Here is a 17,229-nt window from a genome sequence, read left to right on the forward strand (position 1 = left end):
GGCCCGCGATGAAATACTTCAAGCTGCCCGACCTGGGCGAAGGCCTGCAGGAGGCCGAGATTGTCGAGTGGCACGTCAAGGCTGGTGACACGGTGAAGGCCGACCAGCTGCTGGTGTCGGTGGAAACGGCCAAGGCCATCGTCGATATCCCGGCGCCCTATGACGGCGTGGTGGCCAAGACCTTCGGCAGCGAGGGCGACTTGCTGCATGTGGGAGAACCGCTGCTGGCTTACGAGGGCGAGGCGGATGCCGGCACCGTGGTCGGCCGCCTGGAGGGTGGTCATTCGGCCCAGGAGGACAGTTTCTTCGTCGGCGCCGCGCCTTCGACCCGCGAGCACCTGGCGCCACGTGCCACGCCAGCGGTACGCCAGCTGGCGCGCAAGCTGGGGGTCGATCTGGCGGGCCTGTCTGGTAGCGGTGCCGACGGCCTGATCACGGCTGCCGACGTGGAAGGTGCCGCGCAGGTGGCCTCGTCGCGCATCGGCGGCGAGCGTCTACGTGGCGTCAGGCGCAGCATGGCGATCAACATGGCCAGATCGCATGCCGAAGTGGTGCCGGTGACCATCTACGGCGATGCCGACCTGCACCGCTGGGGCCAGGCGCGCGATCCGTTGATCCGCCTGGCCAAGGCCATCGCCCATGCCTGCACGGTGGAGCCGGTACTCAACAGCTGGTTCGACGGGCGCGGCCCCTCGATCCGCCAGCATGACAAGCTCGACCTGGGCATTGCCGTGGACACCCCGGATGGCCTGTTCGTGCCGGTGCTGCGCAATGTCGGCGAACGCAGCGCGGAGGACCTGAAAGAGGGCATGGCACGCCTGCGCGCCGACGTGCAGGCGCGTTCCATCCCGCCGCAGGAGATGATGGGCGCGACTATCACTCTGTCCAACTTCGGCAACCTGTTCGGTCGCTACGCCAACCCCATCGTCGTGCCGCCGCAGGTGGCGATCATCGGCGCCGGTGGCATCCGCGATGAAGTGGTGGCCTGGCAAGGGCAGCCGGCGGTGCATCCGGTACTGCCATTGTCGCTGACCTTCGATCACCGTGCGGCCACCGGTGGCGAGGCGGCGCGCTTTCTCAAGGCGCTGGTCGAAGCCTTGGAAGAGGCCTGAGCCCGCTTCACGAGGCCAACACCCTCTGCGTGCCGCGAAGCCCGACCGCCAGTCTTTGGCCTGACAGGGCATTACCTGAAGCATCGTGAAGGGAGGGGCGCCGGGACCCACGCAGCAGGCCGCGCTTACGCAGCCCGCATCGACCTTAGGCGTCGACGGAATCCGCCTGCAGCTCGGCCAGGGCATCCGGCTGGTTCTTGAAGGCCTTGGCGAAGGTATCGCGGTTCTTGGCCATGAAGATGCCCAGCTCTTCGACCTGCTCCTCGTTCAGCGAGGGCACGGCCTTGTGCAGCGCCGAGGACAACGCCTCGGCCAGTTCCAGCATTTTGTCGTAACGATCGGCTTCGGCCTTATCCATGAACAGACGCTCCGGATCTCGACTGCTGCGATACACCACTTCGACGGCCATTCATCACCTCATTCCTGTCGCTAGTTGCTTGATATGTATGGATATACAGTATTTGATTGTGTCGGGTTCACGCAACCCCTGGCCCTCATCCTGCATAGCCGTTGTCATGAAATGTGGCCAGTCTGAGTCGTCACCCCAAGGAGTGTGCTGATGAATCTGAACAGAGTCGATGAGCTGCGTGGCGGCATGCATGAATTGGCCCAGTCGCTGGGTAATCTGCTGGTGGAGTCGTTCCACTACCTGGCGCTTTTCGCCATCGGCGGGATCACGGCCTGGGCCTCGGTAGTGGCCTTTCTCGGCATGCTGGAGAAGGGCCATATCACGGTGGATGACATCCTGTTGCTGTTCATCTACCTGGAGCTGGGGGCCATGGTCGGTATCTACTTCAAGACCAACCACATGCCGGTACGCTTCCTGATCTATGTAGCGATCACTGCGCTGACCCGCCTGCTGATTTCCGATGTATCCCACCACCACCGTCCGGACATGGGGGTGGTTTATGTGTCGGGGGCGATTCTGCTGTTGGCGGTGGCGATTCTGGTGGTGCGTTTTGCCTCCTCACGCTTTCCTTCGGTGCAGGCGCCGGTCCGTCTGGGGCGCAGTGCCGAAGAAAGCTGACGGCGCCCCATCGCCTGGCGGCAGGCTCAGCTACTGCGTAACACCAGCTGCCGCTCAATCCTGAGCGGCCCCTGTGGTATTGCCGCCTCGTAGCTGAGCAACTGCACTACACGCACGGGCAGGTGCAGGCGCTGAAGGTCCTGCATGGGCTGGGTGCGTCTGTGCCAGTCACTGGCGCTGGCGGCACAGCGATACAGGCCGAGTGTGAGGTGCGGGACATAGGGCGCCTGGCGTACCTCTGGGGTGATGCCTGCCAGTGCCAGGCGTAGCTGCTGCAGTGGGGACTCGGCATCTACACGCAGAAATGCCGCGCTGGCGAAGCTGTCGAGCCCGCCTATGAGCAACTCGAACGGCGCCAGTTGCAGGCGGGCGAGCGCTTCGTATTGGGCGTCCAGCTGAGCCAGGGTTATGTCGTCGTCATGTCGGGCGTTGGCGCAGGGGAAGCCGCAAACGAACAGAGTGATGTGAGCCTGGCGCTCGCCAGCGGGCTGTAGCCAGTCGCCGAGCAGCTCGCGGGCAGCTTGCGTGCGCGATAGCACTGCCGGGCATTCCACGGGGATCGACCATAACGCATAGCGCTGCCGACCGCGGCGCCACTGTGGATGGTCGAGCAGTTCACAAGGCAGCAATTGATCGGGTGCATGGATCGGGTCGGAGAGCAACATGTTGGAACCGCATTGAGTGCCTGGAGGTCAAGACGATAACAACACCAAGAGGTAATACCATCATGCGTGCACATCCCTTCATGCGTTTTCTTGCTGCCACCCTGGCAGCTCTGCATCTCGTTCTGTTTGCCCACCTGCCGATGGCCAGCGCCGCCATGCTCGGCACGCCTCAGGTGCTGCAGGAACACCAGCAGCAAGTCGACCGACAACAGCTGCGTGCCATGCTCGATGATCAGCAGGTGCAGGAGAAATTGGCCGATCTGGGAGTGGATCGCGCCCAGGTGGAGACACGCATCGATAGCCTGACGCCCGCTGAACTGGCCCAGTTCAATCAGCAGCTGTCCGAAGAGCCTGCTGGCGCTGGCGTGGTGGGCATCATCGTGCTGTTCCTGGTGATCTTCATCATCACCGACATGCTCTGCGCGACGGACATCTTCTCCTTTGTGAAGTGTGTGCGTTGATCGGGCGGGTTATTGGCCTCGCCTTGGTAATCCTGCTGGCCGGCTGTGCCGGTCGGCAGGTACAGCTGCCAGCCAGCAGCGAGTTGTTGCCGCCGCGTGCGGAACTGGTCGAAACGCCATTCTTTCCCCAGGAGGACTATCAGTGCGGCCCGGCGGCGCTGGCGACCATGCTGGTGCAGCGCGGCGTGCGCACCTCGCCCGAGGCGCTGTTGCCGGGCGTTTACCTGCCGGGGCGCAAGGGCAGTCTGAAGGTCGAGTTGGTGGCAGCGGCGCGTCAGCAGGGGCAACTGGTCTATCCATTGCGCCCGCAGCTGAAGGCCGTGCTGGAACAGATCGCGGCGGGCAATCCGGTGCTGGTAATGCAGAACCTGGGGCTCGACTGGTATCCGCAATGGCACTTCGCCGTGGTGGTCGGCTACGACCGCTCACGCCAGGAACTGGTACTGCGCTCGGCGACCCACAAGCGCTGGACTACCGATTTCACGGCGTTCGACCGCACCTGGGCACGCGCCGAGCGTTGGGCGGTGCTGACCTTGCCGCCGGATCGCCTGCCGGCCGAGCCGCAGCTGGGTGCCTGGCTGCAGGCGGCCAGCGATCTGGAGCAGACCGCCCAGCATGCGGCCGCCGCAACGGCTTATCGCACCGCCATCGCACATTGGCCAGACGAGGCGTTGCCCGGCTTTGCTCTGGCCAACCTGCACTATGCCCAGGGTGACCGGGCGGCGGCCGAGCTGGCGTTACGCAGCAGTTTGGACCGGCGCGGCGATTTCGCGGTGGGTTGGTTCAACCTGTCCGAGTTGCTCAACGAGCGTGGCTGCGTGGCTCAGGCGCAGGCGGCGCGTAGCTGCGCGCAGCGCCTCGCGCCGCAGGACAAACGCCTGATCGCGCCGCTGTCCACGGCCGGCTCGTCATCAGGAGCCTGTCAGTCATTGCCGCGCTGCCCGGCGCCCTGAACTAACGGCGTGTATGCAGGCAGAGCGCCAGGGCGGCCGGGTAGGTCAGGTAGTGCAGGAGGAAAATCAGCTGGCCCATATAACCCGGTTCGTCCTTCAGCCACATCAGCCCCCAGAGGCCGAGATAGAGCAGGCCGAGCACGCCGGCATAGAGCAGGTTGAGGCCCCAGGCCTCGGCATGGCCGGGTAGGTGGCCTTCGAGGCGACGAAACAGCCAGCGCAGGCCGAGAGCGACCAGCACCGCCACCAGCAGGGTAGCCGGGTAGCCGCCGAGCTTGAGCAGCACGCGCGCCAGCAGGTTGAGCGCGAAAACCGCCGCGGCGCCGCCGAGGGCATACTGGTAGAGCGGGAAACGGCGAGTCATGGCGCTCAGCTCAGTCGCTGGTCGAGGCCGAAGCGCTTGCTCAGCACCTTGTCCAGCAGGCTGCGCGGCACCCAGCGTGCGAGCAGGGGCAGGGCGCGGCTGCCGTTGCCGATGCGCAGCAGCGCCGGGCGCTTGGACTTGCGCACGGCGGCGAGCAGCGTGGCGGCCAAGTCCTCGGCCGGGGTGGGTTTGTCCTGCGAGGCCCTGGCGCGGGCACGGATGCCTTCACGCAGCGGCCACCAGGGCGAACTCTCGCGGATCAGCTGTTCGGCCTGGGCACTGGCGCTGGCGCCGAAACTGGAGGCGATGGCGCCCGGTTGCACTTCCATGACATCGATGGCGAAGGGCGCCAGCTCCAGGCGCAGGGCGTCGCTCAGGGCATGTACTGCCGCCTTGGAGGCGCAATAGGCGCCGGCGAACGGAGTGACCATCACGCCCGACACGCTGCCGATGTTCACCACCAGGCCGCGGCTGGCGCGCAGCAGCGGGAAGCAGGCGCGGGTCAGTTCCACCAGGCTGAACACGTTGGTTTCGAACTGCTGGCGCATGGCCTCGGCGCCGCCATCGAGCAACGGGCCCATGGCGCCGTAACCGGCGTTGTTGACCAGCACATCGAGGCGTCCGGCTTCGGCGTTCAGGCGCTCGTAGGCGCGGGCGATATCGGCCGCGTCATTGACGTCCAGTTTGATCGCGGTGAAACCGGCGCTGCTCAGTGCTTCCAGGTCCGCGCCCTTGCGCGCGGCGGCGAACACCCGATAGCCGCCGGCCTGGAAGGCATTGGCCAGGGCACGGCCGATGCCGCTGGAACAACCGGTGATCAGGGCGACGGGTTGGCTCATGGCGAGTCCTTGCAATCAGAGGTGGGGCGGGTGGAAAAGGCGGTGCCGTTGCCACCCGGCATCGGCGATCAATCTTCGGGGTGATCGCGCAGGAACACCAGACTGTCCGGCTTGGACTGCTCGGCGCTGTAGCGATAACCCTGGTAGTTGAAGTCCTTGAGTCCGGCCGGGTCGCGCAGCCGCTCCTTGATCACGTAGCGCGCCATCAGGCCGCGGGCTTTCTTGGCGTAGAAGCTGATGATCTTGTACTGGCCGTTCTTCAGGTCCTTGAACTCGGTGTCGATCACCCGCGCCTTGAGGGCCTTGCGCTTGACCGCACCGAAGTACTCGTTGGAAGCCAGGTTGAGCAGCACCTCGTCACCCTGTTCGGCCAGGGCTGCGTTGAGCCAGCCGCTGATGTCGTCGCCCCAGAACTCGTAGAGGTTCTTGCCGCGGGCGTTGGCCAGCTTGGTGCCCATCTCCAGGCGATAGGGCTGCATCAGGTCGAGCGGGCGCAGCACGCCATACAGACCGGAAAGCATGCGCAGGTGGCGCTGGGCGAAGTCGAAGTCGGCCTCGGAAAAGTCCTCGGCGGCCAGCCCGGTATACACGTCGCCCTTGAAGGCGAGCAGCGCCTGCTTGGCGTTGGACGGGTTGAATGGCCGCTCCCAGCTGCCGTAGCGCGCCACGTTGAGGGCGGCCAGCTTGTCCGACAGGTGCATCAGCTCGCCGATCTGCTGCGGGCTCATCTGCCGCAGCTGGGCGATCAGCTCCTGGGCGTGGTCCAGGTGCTGGGGCTGAGTGAACAGCGGGGTGGTGGGCGGGGTCTCGTAGTCGAGCGTCTTGGCAGGCGAAATCACCATCAACATCGGATCGTCTCCAGAAAGCGTGACGCGATTCTAGGCCGGATGCCGCACGTAGCTCTACCTATCAGGTTGATTGGCGCACAGGCCGGGCGCGGCGAGTCGGGTGCACGAGGATGATGGTATTTCTCCTGAAAGCTCGAGGCAGAGGGCTTTTGCAGGCGATTTCAGGATATGGGGAGTGGTTTTTTCGCGGGGGGGTGCAGCAGCAGGACTTCCGACTTTAACGGTGCATGCCCAGGCCGCCAAGGGTTATTCGTCGCACCGATAAAAAAGCCTGGCGATGACGAAAAAAGTCTTTTTTCCGTCATCAAGATTGGGGTATTAACGAAGTCAGACCGCCGAACCCTGCAGCACAGGTGGCGGGCCTCGGCCATCACCTTGCAGGCACCCTGTCGACAGCCCCGGCAGGCCGGCGGTTCTCCCGCGACGGAGCGCTGTCGCCCCGTCGCCGTCTGGCCTCTCGATAAGGTGACCGAGTATGGATGATCACGGACGCACCCGCTCTACCCAGCCCACCCTGTATGTCCTCGACACCAACGTCCTGATCCACGATCCCAACGCGCTGCTGAATTTCCAGGAACACCACGTCGCTATCCCCATGACCGTGCTGGAGGAGCTGGACAAGCTCAAGACCGGCAAGCACACGGTCGCCGCCGAATGCCGCCAGGCCATCCGCCTGATCGACCAGATGCTGGGTGAGGCCACGCCCGAGGAGGTGGAACAGGGCGTACCGATTCAACGCGGCAAGAACGAGCCCAAGGGCACCTTGTCGATCCTCATGAGCAAGCGCGCGGAGCCCATCACCTGGCTGCCCGAGCACCTCAACGACAACAAGATCATCAACCAGCTGGTGGAGTTGCAGAGCCGGCGTAGCGGCTCTCCCGTGGTGCTGGTGACCAAGGACATCAACATGCGCCTGAAGGCGCGTGCCTGTGGTATCGCTTCCGAGGACTATCACACCGACCAGCTGGTGGACGACGTGTCCCTGCTGTCGCGCGGCTACCACAACATGGACGGCTCCTTCTGGGACCGGGTGAGCAAGGTCGAGACCCGCCAGGGCCATGGCCGCACCTGGCATCAGGTACAGCTCACCGACAACCTGCCGGCCGTGCACGTCAACGAGTTCATCATCGACGAGCAGGGTTTTGTCGGCTGGGTAAAAGGCATCGAAGGCAGCACCCTGACCATCCTCGACCTGCACCAGGAGCCATTGCTGCATCAGGAAGCCTGGGGCCTGCGTCCGCGTGACGTTTATCAGTCGCTGGCGCTGTATGCGCTGCTCGATCCGGACATTCACCTGGTCAACCTGTCCGGCGCCGCGGGCTCGGGCAAGACCATCCTGGCGCTGGCGGCGGCCATCGAGCAGACCATGGTCAGCAAGCGTTACCGGAGGATCATCGCCACCCGCAGCGTGCAGGGGCTGGACGAGGACATCGGCTTTTTGCCCGGAACCGAAGCGGAAAAGATGGAGCCCTGGCTCGGCGCCATCACCGACAACCTGGAGGCGCTGCACTCGGACGACGAGAGCACCCACGGCAGCGTCGACTACATCCTGCAAAAGGTGCCGCTGCAGTTTAAGTCGCTGAACTACATCCGCGGGCGCAGCTTCCAGCACAGCCTGATCCTGATCGATGAGTGCCAGAACCTCACGCCGCACCAGATGAAGACCATCATCACCCGTGCCGGTACGGGGTCGAAGGTGATCTGCCTGGGCAACCTGGCGCAGATCGACACGCCCTACCTGTCCGCTACCAGCTCGGGCCTCACCTACCTCACCGAACGCTTCAAGGACTTCGAGCACGGCGTGCACATCACCCTGCAGGGTGTGCCGCGCTCGGTGCTGGCCGAGTACGCGGAAAGCCATATGTAGCGCCGCCGGGCGGGCGGCTGCGGCCGCCCGCTGACCTATCGCCGGATAACTTGTATACAATCGCTCGGGCAGGCGCCGCGCTCGCGGTGCCGACGAGGAGAGTTTCGTTGTGTTGACCCATCTCGATTCCCAGGGCCGCGCCAACATGGTCGACGTCACCGACAAAGCGGTGACCTCGCGCGAGGCCAGCGCCGAAGCCCGCGTGCGCATGCTGCCCGAGACCTTGCGCATGATCGTCGACGGCGATCATCCCAAGGGCGACGTGTTCGCCGTGGCGCGCATCGCCGGTATCCAGGCGGCCAAAAAGACCCATGAGCTGATCCCTCTGTGCCATCCGCTGCTGCTGACTGGGGTCAAGGTCGAGCTGGCCGCCGAGGGTGACGACTGCGTGCGTATCGTCGCGCGCTGCAAGCTGGCCGGGCAGACCGGTGTGGAGATGGAGGCGCTGACCGCCGCCAGTGTCGCCGCGCTGACTATTTACGACATGTGCAAGGCGGTGGATCGCGGCATGACCATCGAGAACGTCCGTCTGCTGCACAAGTCCGGTGGCAAGAGTGGCGAGTACCGCCTGGAGGAGGCCGAATGATCCGCGTGCAGTATTTCGCCCGTTACCGTGAGGTGCTGGGCATCGACGGCGAGCAGTTGCAGGGTGGCGAGCTGACCAGCCTGGAGGCGCTGCGCCAGCACCTGCTGGAGCGCGGCGGCGTGTGGCAGGTACTGGCCGAGCAGAACCTGATGTGTGCGCGCAACCAGGAGCTGTGCAGCCTGGAAACCGAGTTGGCCGATGGCGATGAAGTGGCTTTCTTCCCCACGGTGACCGGAGGCTGAGATGAGTGTTCGGGTTCAGGCCGAGCCGTTCGATCCGGGGGCGGAGGTCAATGCGCTACACGCCGCCAATCTGGGCATTGGCGCGGTGGCCAGCTTCATTGGCTATGTGCGCGACTACAACGACGGCCAGGACGTGCGCGGCATGTTCCTCGAACACTACCCGGGCATGACCGAGAAGGCCCTGGAGAAGATCGCTGCCGAGGCCGGTGAGCGCTGGCCGCTGCTGCGGGTCGAGGTGCTGCACCGGGTCGGTCGCCTGCAGCCGGGTGAGCCGATCGTTTTCGTTGGCACCGCCAGTGCTCACCGGCAGGCGGCGTTCGACGCCTGCAACTTCATCATGGATTACCTGAAAACCCGTGCGCCGTTCTGGAAGAAGGAAGACACCCCGGAAGGCGAGCGCTGGGTCGAAGGGCGCGCCAGCGACCAGGCTGCCCTGCAACGCTGGCACGACTGAGGCGCCCGTTCAACTGGGTACTTGCAGAGCCAGATACATGCGAAAGGCGATGGGCATGAGGGTGACCAGCACGCCCACGCCGATCAGGCGCACGCCCCATTCGTGCTCGCGATAGTTGAAGCCGAAGCCCAGCAGCAGGAAACCGCCGACCAGCAGTGCCAGCATGATGTTGAAGCTGTCCATGGTGCTCCCCCTTGTTTTCCTCAGGGTAGACGGCGCGCCGCTGCGTTGAACTGATCCGGGGCAATTCAGGGGCGCTTATCGCTCGCCGTTATGCCGCATCATTTGCCCGGACCAGCTGAGCAATTAAGTCTTTGGATGGCTAGGCGCACGAGCCTGTTCGCGTCCATGCTTGCTGCTCGAATCGTGCCGCAGGAGAGATCGTGCTCATGGAGTCGCAACACTTCGACGTTCTGATCATCGGTGCCGGGCTGTCTGGTATTGGCATGGCCTGCCACCTCAGTCAGAACTGCCCACAGCGGCGTTTCGCCATTCTGGAGCGGCGCCAGGCATTGGGTGGGACCTGGGATCTGTTTCGCTATCCCGGTGTGCGCTCCGATTCGGACATGTTCAGTTTCGGCTTCGCCTTGCGCCCGTGGAATGGCCTGAAAGTGCTGGCCGATGGTGCCTCGATCCGTCAGTACCTGGGCGACACCGCCCGTGAGTTTGGCGTGGACCGGCACATTCACTACGGCGTCGATCTGCTCTCGGCCAACTGGTCCAGCGCGCAGCGGCGCTGGTTGCTGGTCGGGCGCGATATGCAGAGTGGCGAAGAACGTCACTACAGCTGCGATTTCCTGATCTCCTGCACCGGCTATTACGACTACGCCGAGGGCTATCAACCCGACTTCCCCGGTCTGCAGGACTACCGCGGGCGCTTCATTCATCCGCAACAGTGGCCAGAAGATCTCGACTACCAGGGCAAGCGCGTGGTGGTGATCGGTAGCGGCGCCACGGCGGTGACCCTGGTGCCGGCGATGGCCGAGCAGGCTGCGCAGGTCACCATGTTGCAGCGCTCGCCCACCTACATCTTCTCGGTGCCGTCGCGCGACAAGCTGTCGGGCCTGTTGATCAAGATTCTGCCGGAGCGCTGGGTCTATCGTCTGGCGCGCCAGCGCAACATTGCCATGCAGCGGCAGATGTTCAAGGCCGCCAAACGTTGGCCACGCTTCGTGCGCTGGATATTGCTGCGCGGGGTGCGCAAGCAACTCGGTGCGCAGGCCGATTTGAGTGATTTCACCCCCCGTTATCAGCCTTGGGATGAACGCCTGTGCGCCGTGCCGGACGGCGATCTGTTTCGCGCCCTGCGGGACGGCAAAGCGCAGGTGGTGACCGATAGCATCGACACCTTCACCGCAGACGGTATCCGCTTGAAGTCCGGCCGCGAGCTGGCGGCGGACATCGTCGTCAGCGCCACCGGCCTCAAGCTGCAACTGCTTGGTGGCATGCGTCTGAGCATCGATGGCGAGCCTGCCGAGCCTTCCAGCAAGCTGGTGTACAAGGGCGTGCTGGTTCAGGACGTGCCGAACGCGGCGTGGATCTTCGGCTACACCAATGCGTCATGGACACTCAAGGCCGATATCGCCGCCGAGTACATCTGTCGCCTGCTCAATCATATGCAGGATCGCGGACAGCAAGTGGTTGTTGCGCGGGACGAACAGGGCTGCGCGCTGGACGCCAGCGTGATGAGCTCGCTCAACTCCGGTTATGTAAAGCGCGGCGCCGATCTGCTGCCGCGCCAGGGCGATCGCGCGCCCTGGCAGGTGCTCAATGACTATCGGACGGATGCACGGCTGCTGCGCAACGGGGCCATCGAGGATGGCGTCTTGCATTTCGAGTATGGCGCGCAAAGCGCAGCGGCCTGTGCGGACGAGCTCAAGACGGCGCACTGATGGAGGCCGCCGACAGCACTGAAAGCCTGGGGGCGGGCTCAGCACGATAGCGTTCGGCAACCGCCTGAATCAGTCTCAGGGCCTTCTGTGCGGCCGGTGACAGGCTGCGCCCTGCCAGATGAACCAGGCTGCAGTCCAGCACCAGATGTTGCGCCGCTAGCGCAGGGGTCAGGCGTGGTGCCAGGTCTACCAGGGTGCCCTGGCTCAGGGCGTCTTGTAGCCAGGTGCTCCAGGTGAAAAGCAGGCTGTCGCTGTGCTGGGTGGTCTCGCGCAGAAGGTGGAGGTTGTTGCAGCTCATCAGGGCCGGCAGCGGCTGGCGCGCGGGAATGCCTAGCAGGTGGCGAAGATGGAGGCCCAGGGCATCGTCGAAGAGGGCGGCGCACCAGGGGTATTCGGCCAGTTGCTGGGGCAGGATGTGCGGTTGCCTGAGCAGCGGGTGTCCGGCGCGGCAATAGATGCTGGCCGGCTGTTGCGGCAAGACCGTGATGCTGAGATGCGGCTCGCTGTGTAACTGGCTGGCGTCGCCGATGAAGAACTCGATGCGTTCCTGTTCCAGATGGCGCAGCAGGTTCTGCCAGTGATCAACCTCGATATGCAGCTGCAAGCCTGGGTGGTCGTTGCGCAGCATGGGCAACAGTTCCTGCATATAACTGTGCACCGCCAGCAAGCCTGCGCCGAAGTTGAGTTCGCCGCCCTCTGCCTGGGCCAGGCACTGCGCCTCGGTCGTCAGGTTGTGGGCGTGGCGCAGCAGTTCGCGGGCGCTTTCCAGCAACTGTCGGCCCACGGCGGTCAATTGCACGCTGCGGGTGCCGCGGTCGAACAGGCGCAACTGCAGGTCGTTTTCCAGTGACTGAATGCTGCGGCTGAAGGCGGTCTGCGACAGGTGGGCGCGTGCGGCGGCGCGAGAGAAATGCAGCTCCTCGCTGAGCAGCACCAGGTGGTTGAGGCGCTTGAGATCGATTGAGCTGTTCATTGCATTAATAAGTGCTTATAGATGCATTGGATGCTCTGTATAGCATTGTTCAATACTGCCCCCAAGTGTTGTGGCGCCCGTCAGCGTGCCCGCCAATTGGAATCACGGGGGAGTGAAATCAATGAAATCATCCAAGCCATTGTGTCGGGCCAGCCTGGGGCTGCTGCTGGGGAGCCTGCTGGCGACCCAGGGCGTGTCGGCGGCACAACCGCTCGACGCCAGGGCGAGTGACCCTGCTGCGCTCGGCTTGATGCAGGGCTTTCCGCCCGCCGCCGAGCAGCAGGTTAACTTCCGCAATTACCTGCAGTTTCCCCGTACCCGCTGGTCGTTCTCGCATATCCGTGAACTGGTGCCCACGGTTGCGGTCGCGCGTGGCTCCGTGCAGGTCAGCGCTTTGCCGCGCGAACTGCGTACGGATATCGATGGCCTGAGCATCCAGGTCGCGGATGGTTCGAGCATGACCTGGGAGCAGTCGCTGGCGGCCAACTACACCGACGGCATCGTGGTTCTGCATCGCGGTCGCATCGTCTACGAGCGCTACTTCGGTGCGCTGCAGGCGGAGCGCCCGCACACGGCATTCTCGATCACCAAGTCGTTCGTCGGCACCCTGGCCGCCATGCTGGTCGAGGAGGGGGTGCTGGACGACAGGGCTCAGGTTTCACACTACGTGCCTGAACTGAAGACCAGTGCCTTCGGCAATGCGACGGTGCGCCAGGTCATGGACATGACCACCGGTATTCGCTATTCGGAGAACTATGCCGACCCCAAGGCCGAGGTCTGGGAGTACGGCATGGCCGGGCATCTGATGCCGCGCCCCGCCGGCTACCAGGGTGCGACCTCGTTCTACGGCTTTTTGCAGAAGGTTCGCCCCGAGGGTGAGCATGGACAGGCCTTCGCCTACAAAACGGTCAACTCGGATGTGCTGGGCTGGGTGGTGCAGCGAGCCAGCGGCCAGTCCTTTACCGCCCTGCTGCAGGAGCGCATCTGGGGCAAGTTGGGCGCTGAACAGGATGCCTACCTGATGGTGGACGAGGTGGGCACGGCGTTCGCGGGGGGTGGCCTGAACAGCAGCCTGCGCGATATGGCGCGTTTCGGCGAGATGATGCGCAACGATGGCCGCTTCAATGGCCAGCAGATTGTCTCCTCGGCGGTGATCGCGGATATTCGCCGCGGCGCCGACCCGGCGCTGTTTGCCAAGGCCGGCTACAAGACCCTGCCGGGCTGGAGCTATCGCAACATGTGGTGGGTGGCCCATGACGATCATGGCGTCTTTGCTGCACGCGGCATCTACGGCCAGGCGTTGTATATCGATCCCAAGGCAGAGATGGTGATAGCCCGTTTCGCCTCCAACCCGATTGCCGCCAACGGTGCCAATGACCCGGTGTCGCTGCCGGCCTACGCGGCGCTGGCCCGCCACCTGATGGGACAGTAGCGCGCTGTTACAGCGCGCCGGCTTCGCGCAGTCTGGCGATCTGCTCGCTGCTGTAGCCCAGTTGGGCGAGTACTTCGTCGTTGTGCTCGCCCAGCGCGGGACCGGTCCACTCCACACTGCCGGGTGTCTCGGACAGCTTGGGCACGATGCCGGGCATTCTGAACGGCTTGCCGTCCGGCAACTTGGCCGAGAGGAACATCTCGCGGGCGAGGAATTGCGGGTCGGCGAACATGTCTTCGGCCGAGTAGATGCGGCTGGCTGGCACTTCGGCGCGCACCAGCACGGCCTCCACCTCGGCCAGGGGCAGCGAGGCGGCCCAGCGGTCGATCACGCCATAGAGTTCGTCGCGGCGGGTATCGCGGCCGGCGTTGTCGGCCAGCATCGGATCGCTGGCCAGGTCTTCTCTATCGATGGCGCGCATAAAGCGCTGGAAGATGGCATCGCCGTTGGCGCCGATCTGGATGTGCTTGCCATCGGCGCAGGTGTGGATAGAGGAGGGCGTGATGCCGGGCATGATGTTGCCGCTGCGTTCGCGGATGAAGCCGAACACGTCGAACTCCGGCACCATCGACTCCATCATGGCGAACACCGCCTCGTACAGCGCTACGTCCACCACCTGGCCACTGCCGCCGTTGACCTCGCGCTGGCGCAGCGCCATCAGCGCGCCGATCACGCCCCACAACGCGGCGATGGAGTCGCCGATGCTGATGCCGGTGCGCACCGGCGGGCGGTCCTCGAAGCCGGTGATGTAGCGCAGCCCGCCCATGGATTCACCTACTGCGCCGAAGCCCGGCTGGTCCTTCATCGGCCCGCTCTGGCCGAAGCCCGACAGGCGCACCATCACCAGCCTGGGGTTGAGCGCATGCAGCACGTCCCAGCCCAGGCCGAGTTTTTCCAGCACGCCAGGGCGGAAGTTCTCGATCAGGATGTCGGCCTCGGCCAGCAGCTTCTTCAATACTTCGCGGCCGTCCTCGTGCTTGAGGTTGAGGGTGATCGAGCGTTTGTTGCGCGCCTGCACGAACCACCACAGCGAGGTGCCCTCGTACAGTTTGCGCCACTTGCGCAGCGGATCGCCGCCATCCGGCGATTCCACCTTGATCACCTCGGCGCCGAACTCGGCGCAGATGCGCGAAGCGAAAGGACCGGCGATCAGGGTGCCGAGCTCGATCACTTTAAGGCCGGCGAGGGGTTTGCTGGGGATCATGCGTTCTCCTGTAACTGCGACCTGGTTGGCGCACCATGAACTTTCGTCGGTGGAGTATCTGCGGTTAAATCGCCGGGCGAAAGGATGCGCGCTCTCTCTGCCCCGGAAGGCTTCTCCCTCCCGCTTCCCTTTCCCTCTCGCAGTTGTGTTCCCGTGCCGATTTTCAGGTCTGCGCTGGGTACGTGTATGTGGTCGTCATACGGGCGTTTGAAAATATTACATGTGATCAATTGCGTTATTACATGTGAGCTCCTAGTCTCGCTTCATGGAAAGCAAATCATCAGCCCATTACCAGCGCCTTTTTCGGCAGCGCCTGCGCGAGCAGGGGCTGGTCAAGAAAGAGGTGTGGATACTGCCCGAGCATGCTCAGACGCTCGCGGCGTTCGAGCGGAAACTGCGCCAGCCTCAGCCGAAGCTGGCCTCTACGGAGAAGGAGGGAGGTGCCATGCCTCAGGTTTGGACTGCACAAGGTATGTTCGATGCGCTGTCTGCGGCGGAGCTGTTCAAGGACGGGCGCGCCGCCATCGAACTGATTCAGGGTGCTGACGCCGGCTTGCACGTCACTATGCGTGAATACGGTGACCTGCCGCTGTTCATGGCAGTGGTAGGCGAGCAGATCATCGTCGAAGCGCTGCTCTGGCCGGTCAGTGAGGTGCGTGATGCCGCCGCCTTCAACGAGGAGGTGCTGCGCAGCCACAAGCTGTTCCCGCTGTCGTCTATCGGTCTTGAAACTCTGCCGAATGGCCAGGCCTGCTACACCATGTTTGGCGCACTGAGCGCTTCTTCGAGTCTGTCCGACGTGGTGCTGGAAATCGAGCTGCTGGCGGACAACGTGATCAAAGCGACCGAGGCCTACGAAGGCTTCCTCAAGACTGCCTAAGGAGAGTGCCATGAACGTGTGGAGCAAATTGCTGACCGCCCTGCGTGGCGGTGCCAATGAAGTGGGCGAGGCCATGGTGGATAGCCAGGCGCTGCGCATCCTCGACCAGGAAATCCGCGACGCCGACCTGGAGCTGCGCAAGTCCAAGGAGGCGCTGGCCGAGATCATGGCCAAGCAGAAGTTGGCCGCTGATCGTGCCGAAAAGAGCGCGGCCAAGGTCGCCGAGTACGAACAGTATGCGCTTAAGGCCCTGGAGGCCGGCAACGAGGTACTCGCACAGGAAGTGGCGGTGAAGATCGCCAATCTGGAAGTCGAAGTCGCGGGTGAGCGCGAGCAGGCTGAGGGCTATGCCGCGAGCGTGGCGCAACTGCGCAAGGCGGTGAGCCAGGCCGAGGCCAACATCAAGCGCCTCAAGCAGCAGGTGGATACGGTTAAGGCCACCGAGAGCGTGCAGAAGGCGCAGATGGCCGTGGCTCAGCGCTACGGCGGCTCCCAGGCCAAGCTGCACACTGCGGTTGAGTCGCTGGAGCGGATCAAGCAGCAGCAAGCCGAGCGTGCGGCGAAGATGGAAGCCGCGGCGGAACTGGCCGAAGCCGCCAACATCGACGATTCGCTGGAGACCAAGCTGCGCGCGGCGGGTATCAAGGCCGACAACGCCAGCGCCGAAAGCGTGCTGGCGCGCCTCAAGGAGAAGGCCAAGTCCTGATCGTTGTGCTTTAGGGCGCAGTTCGCTGCGCCGCTTGATTCAGGGATAGGAACTCGATGGAAAATTTCCTGCACAGCGCTTTTGCGTTTCCCACCGTCATCTTCAGCTTCCTGCTGTGCGTGGCGGTGCTCTACTGGTGCGTTGCCGCATTGGGCATTCTCGATGTCGACGTGCTCGATATCGAAGCCGATTCCACCCTCGACTCGGTACAGCCCGAAGGCCTCGCAGGCCTGCTGCTCAAGCTGGGCCTCAATGGCGTGCCGGTGACTCTGGTGCTGACCCTGCTGTTCTTTTTCGCCTGGGTCGCCTGCTACTTCGTCGAACTCCTGCTGCTACGCCATTTGCCGCTGGGCCTGCTGCGTTATCCGCTGGGCCTGGTGCTGATGTTCGCTGCGCTGTGCTGTGCCGTGCCGATCACCGCCACGCTATGCCGTCCGCTGCGGCCGCTGTTCCGCAAGCTGGAGGCGACAACCAGCAAGTCGGTGCTGGGACAGACCGCCGTGGTGCGCAGCGGGCGTGTGACGCTCAGCCATGGTGAAGCGATTCTGGAAGACGGTGGCGCGGGCCTGATCCTGCGCGTGCGTGCCGACGAGACACGTGGTTTCAAACGCGGCGATCGCGTCGTGTTGCTGGAGTATCTGGAGGGCGAACACGCCTACCGGGTCATTACCGAGGACGAGTTCCAAGGCCTTTGAGCCGCTGGGTCGTTTTTAGAATCAAAGGA

General features: G+C 64.0%; 21 protein-coding genes. 13 read left to right on the forward strand and 8 right to left on the reverse strand.

Annotated features, from left to right (window positions below):
* The first annotated feature begins 8 nt into the window (after positions 1–8).
* Positions 9–1,112, forward strand: a complete 1,104-nt coding sequence (locus tag P7A97_RS03520; RefSeq protein ID WP_277688554.1) for a dihydrolipoamide acetyltransferase family protein — start codon at positions 9–11, stop codon at positions 1,110–1,112.
* Between the two features lie 145 nt (positions 1,113–1,257).
* On the opposite strand, the gene P7A97_RS03525 is transcribed toward P7A97_RS03520, so the two are convergent.
* The gene (locus P7A97_RS03525; protein ID WP_277688555.1) at positions 1,258–1,521 is read right to left on the reverse strand and encodes a YebG family protein; all 264 of its coding nucleotides are present in this window, start codon (positions 1,519–1,521) and stop codon (positions 1,258–1,260) included.
* A gap of 150 nt (positions 1,522–1,671) precedes the next feature.
* On the opposite strand from P7A97_RS03525, the gene P7A97_RS03530 reads away from it, so the two are divergent.
* The gene (locus tag P7A97_RS03530; protein WP_277688556.1) at positions 1,672–2,139 is read left to right on the forward strand and encodes a phosphate-starvation-inducible PsiE family protein; all 468 of its coding nucleotides are present in this window, start codon (positions 1,672–1,674) and stop codon (positions 2,137–2,139) included.
* 26 nt (positions 2,140–2,165) lie between these two features.
* Here the strand turns inward: P7A97_RS03530 and P7A97_RS03535 are convergent, their stop codons facing one another.
* Positions 2,166–2,804 carry a 2'-5' RNA ligase family protein gene (locus P7A97_RS03535; RefSeq protein ID WP_277688557.1) on the reverse strand — a complete coding sequence of 213 codons (639 nt, stop codon included), beginning with the start codon at positions 2,802–2,804 and terminating at the stop codon, positions 2,166–2,168.
* A gap of 62 nt (positions 2,805–2,866) precedes the next feature.
* Between P7A97_RS03535 and P7A97_RS03540 the strand changes: the two genes are divergently transcribed.
* Together P7A97_RS03540 and P7A97_RS03545 are read left to right on the forward strand one after the other, a co-directional pair.
* On the forward strand, positions 2,867–3,265 hold the full coding sequence (locus P7A97_RS03540) for a PA2779 family protein (RefSeq protein WP_277688558.1): 399 nt from the start codon (positions 2,867–2,869) through the stop codon (positions 3,263–3,265).
* 29 nt (positions 3,266–3,294) lie between these two features.
* Positions 3,295–4,218, forward strand: a complete 924-nt coding sequence (locus P7A97_RS03545) for a PA2778 family cysteine peptidase (protein WP_277688747.1) — start codon at positions 3,295–3,297, stop codon at positions 4,216–4,218.
* A 1-nt stretch (position 4,219) separates the two neighbouring features.
* Here P7A97_RS03545 and P7A97_RS03550 read toward each other — a convergent pair whose 3' ends face one another.
* The 3 genes from P7A97_RS03550 to yaaA all read right to left on the reverse strand — a co-directional run bounded on the left by P7A97_RS03550 (position 4,220) and on the right by yaaA (position 6,269).
* The gene (locus P7A97_RS03550) at positions 4,220–4,582 is read right to left on the reverse strand and encodes a hypothetical protein (protein WP_277688559.1); all 363 of its coding nucleotides are present in this window, start codon (positions 4,580–4,582) and stop codon (positions 4,220–4,222) included.
* A 5-nt stretch (positions 4,583–4,587) separates the two neighbouring features.
* Positions 4,588–5,421, reverse strand: coding sequence for an SDR family oxidoreductase (locus tag P7A97_RS03555; protein WP_277688560.1), 834 nt, complete (start codon positions 5,419–5,421; stop codon positions 4,588–4,590).
* Positions 5,422–5,489: 68 nt separating this feature from the next.
* Complete coding sequence (gene yaaA / locus P7A97_RS03560; RefSeq protein ID WP_277688561.1) at positions 5,490–6,269, reverse strand: peroxide stress protein YaaA; 780 nt, start codon at positions 6,267–6,269, stop codon at positions 5,490–5,492.
* A 475-nt stretch (positions 6,270–6,744) separates the two neighbouring features.
* On the opposite strand from yaaA, the gene P7A97_RS03565 reads away from it, so the two are divergent.
* From P7A97_RS03565 to moaE, 4 genes are all read left to right on the forward strand, one after another.
* Complete coding sequence (locus tag P7A97_RS03565) at positions 6,745–8,136, forward strand: PhoH family protein (protein ID WP_277688562.1); 1,392 nt, start codon at positions 6,745–6,747, stop codon at positions 8,134–8,136.
* Positions 8,137–8,245: 109 nt separating this feature from the next.
* Complete coding sequence (gene moaC / locus P7A97_RS03570; RefSeq protein ID WP_277688563.1) at positions 8,246–8,722, forward strand: cyclic pyranopterin monophosphate synthase MoaC; 477 nt, start codon at positions 8,246–8,248, stop codon at positions 8,720–8,722.
* Positions 8,719–8,964: a MoaD/ThiS family protein gene (locus tag P7A97_RS03575; protein WP_277688564.1), complete on the forward strand. Its 246-nt coding sequence runs from the start codon at positions 8,719–8,721 to the stop codon at positions 8,962–8,964. The genes moaC and P7A97_RS03575 overlap by 4 nt, the downstream gene beginning before the upstream one ends.
* A 1-nt stretch (position 8,965) precedes the next feature.
* Positions 8,966–9,418: a molybdopterin synthase catalytic subunit MoaE gene (gene moaE, locus P7A97_RS03580; RefSeq protein WP_277688565.1), complete on the forward strand. Its 453-nt coding sequence runs from the start codon at positions 8,966–8,968 to the stop codon at positions 9,416–9,418.
* 9 nt (positions 9,419–9,427) lie between these two features.
* Here the strand turns inward: moaE and P7A97_RS03585 are convergent, their stop codons facing one another.
* Positions 9,428–9,601, reverse strand: coding sequence for a hypothetical protein (locus P7A97_RS03585; protein WP_277688566.1), 174 nt, complete (start codon positions 9,599–9,601; stop codon positions 9,428–9,430).
* 206 nt (positions 9,602–9,807) lie between these two features.
* Here P7A97_RS03585 and P7A97_RS03590 point away from each other — a divergent pair, with 206 nt between their 5' ends.
* Positions 9,808–11,310, forward strand: coding sequence for an NAD(P)/FAD-dependent oxidoreductase (locus P7A97_RS03590; protein ID WP_277688567.1), 1,503 nt, complete (start codon positions 9,808–9,810; stop codon positions 11,308–11,310).
* On the opposite strand, the gene P7A97_RS03595 is transcribed toward P7A97_RS03590, so the two are convergent.
* A complete protein-coding gene (locus P7A97_RS03595; protein ID WP_277688568.1) occupies positions 11,294–12,283 on the reverse strand; it encodes a LysR family transcriptional regulator in 990 nt (329 codons plus the stop codon). The two genes, P7A97_RS03590 and P7A97_RS03595, sit on opposite strands and share 17 nt — an antisense overlap.
* 121 nt (positions 12,284–12,404) lie before the next feature.
* Between P7A97_RS03595 and P7A97_RS03600 the strand changes: the two genes are divergently transcribed.
* Positions 12,405–13,715, forward strand: coding sequence for a serine hydrolase (locus tag P7A97_RS03600; RefSeq protein WP_277688569.1), 1,311 nt, complete (start codon positions 12,405–12,407; stop codon positions 13,713–13,715).
* A gap of 7 nt (positions 13,716–13,722) precedes the next feature.
* Here P7A97_RS03600 and P7A97_RS03605 read toward each other — a convergent pair whose 3' ends face one another.
* Positions 13,723–14,919 (reverse strand): CaiB/BaiF CoA-transferase family protein, encoded by a 1,197-nt coding sequence (locus P7A97_RS03605; protein WP_277688570.1) that lies wholly within the window; start codon positions 14,917–14,919, stop codon positions 13,723–13,725.
* Positions 14,920–15,184: 265 nt separating this feature from the next.
* Between P7A97_RS03605 and P7A97_RS03610 the strand changes: the two genes are divergently transcribed.
* From P7A97_RS03610 to P7A97_RS03620, 3 genes are read left to right on the forward strand one after another with little or no spacing between them, the layout of a single operon-like run.
* The gene (locus tag P7A97_RS03610; protein ID WP_277688572.1) at positions 15,185–15,799 is read left to right on the forward strand and encodes a YjfI family protein; all 615 of its coding nucleotides are present in this window, start codon (positions 15,185–15,187) and stop codon (positions 15,797–15,799) included.
* 10 nt (positions 15,800–15,809) lie between these two features.
* Positions 15,810–16,505 carry a PspA/IM30 family protein gene (locus P7A97_RS03615; protein WP_277688573.1) on the forward strand — a complete coding sequence of 232 codons (696 nt, stop codon included), beginning with the start codon at positions 15,810–15,812 and terminating at the stop codon, positions 16,503–16,505.
* Between the two features lie 56 nt (positions 16,506–16,561).
* Complete coding sequence (locus tag P7A97_RS03620; RefSeq protein WP_277688574.1) at positions 16,562–17,200, forward strand: OB-fold-containig protein; 639 nt, start codon at positions 16,562–16,564, stop codon at positions 17,198–17,200.
* Positions 17,201–17,229 lie beyond the last annotated feature (29 nt).

The sequence above is a fragment of the Pseudomonas sp. GOM6 genome (assembly GCF_029537485.1).
GTDB lineage: Bacteria > Pseudomonadota > Gammaproteobacteria > Pseudomonadales > Pseudomonadaceae > Aquipseudomonas.

Bases quoted from the DNA above. Each gene is read 5' to 3' on its own strand.
- P7A97_RS03540 (WP_277688558.1), top strand. From the start codon at position 2,867: ATGCGTGCACATCCCTTCATGCGTTTTCTTGCTGCCACCCTGGCAGCT.
- P7A97_RS03615 (WP_277688573.1), top strand. From the start codon at position 15,810: ATGAACGTGTGGAGCAAATTGCTGACCGCCCTGCGTGGCGGTGCCAAT.
- P7A97_RS03595 (WP_277688568.1), bottom strand. From the start codon at position 12,283: ATGAACAGCTCAATCGATCTCAAGCGCCTCAACCACCTGGTGCTGCTC.
- P7A97_RS03585 (WP_277688566.1), bottom strand. From the start codon at position 9,601: ATGGACAGCTTCAACATCATGCTGGCACTGCTGGTCGGCGGTTTCCTG.
- P7A97_RS03550 (WP_277688559.1), bottom strand. From the start codon at position 4,582: ATGACTCGCCGTTTCCCGCTCTACCAGTATGCCCTCGGCGGCGCCGCG.
- P7A97_RS03590 (WP_277688567.1), top strand. From the start codon at position 9,808: ATGGAGTCGCAACACTTCGACGTTCTGATCATCGGTGCCGGGCTGTCT.
- P7A97_RS03525 (WP_277688555.1), bottom strand. From the start codon at position 1,521: ATGGCCGTCGAAGTGGTGTATCGCAGCAGTCGAGATCCGGAGCGTCTG.
- P7A97_RS03520 (WP_277688554.1), top strand. From the start codon at position 9: ATGAAATACTTCAAGCTGCCCGACCTGGGCGAAGGCCTGCAGGAGGCC.
- moaE (WP_277688565.1), top strand. From the start codon at position 8,966: ATGAGTGTTCGGGTTCAGGCCGAGCCGTTCGATCCGGGGGCGGAGGTC.
- P7A97_RS03605 (WP_277688570.1), bottom strand. From the start codon at position 14,919: ATGATCCCCAGCAAACCCCTCGCCGGCCTTAAAGTGATCGAGCTCGGC.
- P7A97_RS03565 (WP_277688562.1), top strand. From the start codon at position 6,745: ATGGATGATCACGGACGCACCCGCTCTACCCAGCCCACCCTGTATGTC.
- P7A97_RS03555 (WP_277688560.1), bottom strand. From the start codon at position 5,421: ATGAGCCAACCCGTCGCCCTGATCACCGGTTGTTCCAGCGGCATCGGC.
- P7A97_RS03530 (WP_277688556.1), top strand. From the start codon at position 1,672: ATGAATCTGAACAGAGTCGATGAGCTGCGTGGCGGCATGCATGAATTG.
- P7A97_RS03600 (WP_277688569.1), top strand. From the start codon at position 12,405: ATGAAATCATCCAAGCCATTGTGTCGGGCCAGCCTGGGGCTGCTGCTG.
- P7A97_RS03610 (WP_277688572.1), top strand. From the start codon at position 15,185: ATGGAAAGCAAATCATCAGCCCATTACCAGCGCCTTTTTCGGCAGCGC.
- yaaA (WP_277688561.1), bottom strand. From the start codon at position 6,269: ATGTTGATGGTGATTTCGCCTGCCAAGACGCTCGACTACGAGACCCCG.
- P7A97_RS03575 (WP_277688564.1), top strand. From the start codon at position 8,719: ATGATCCGCGTGCAGTATTTCGCCCGTTACCGTGAGGTGCTGGGCATC.
- P7A97_RS03620 (WP_277688574.1), top strand. From the start codon at position 16,562: ATGGAAAATTTCCTGCACAGCGCTTTTGCGTTTCCCACCGTCATCTTC.
- P7A97_RS03535 (WP_277688557.1), bottom strand. From the start codon at position 2,804: ATGTTGCTCTCCGACCCGATCCATGCACCCGATCAATTGCTGCCTTGT.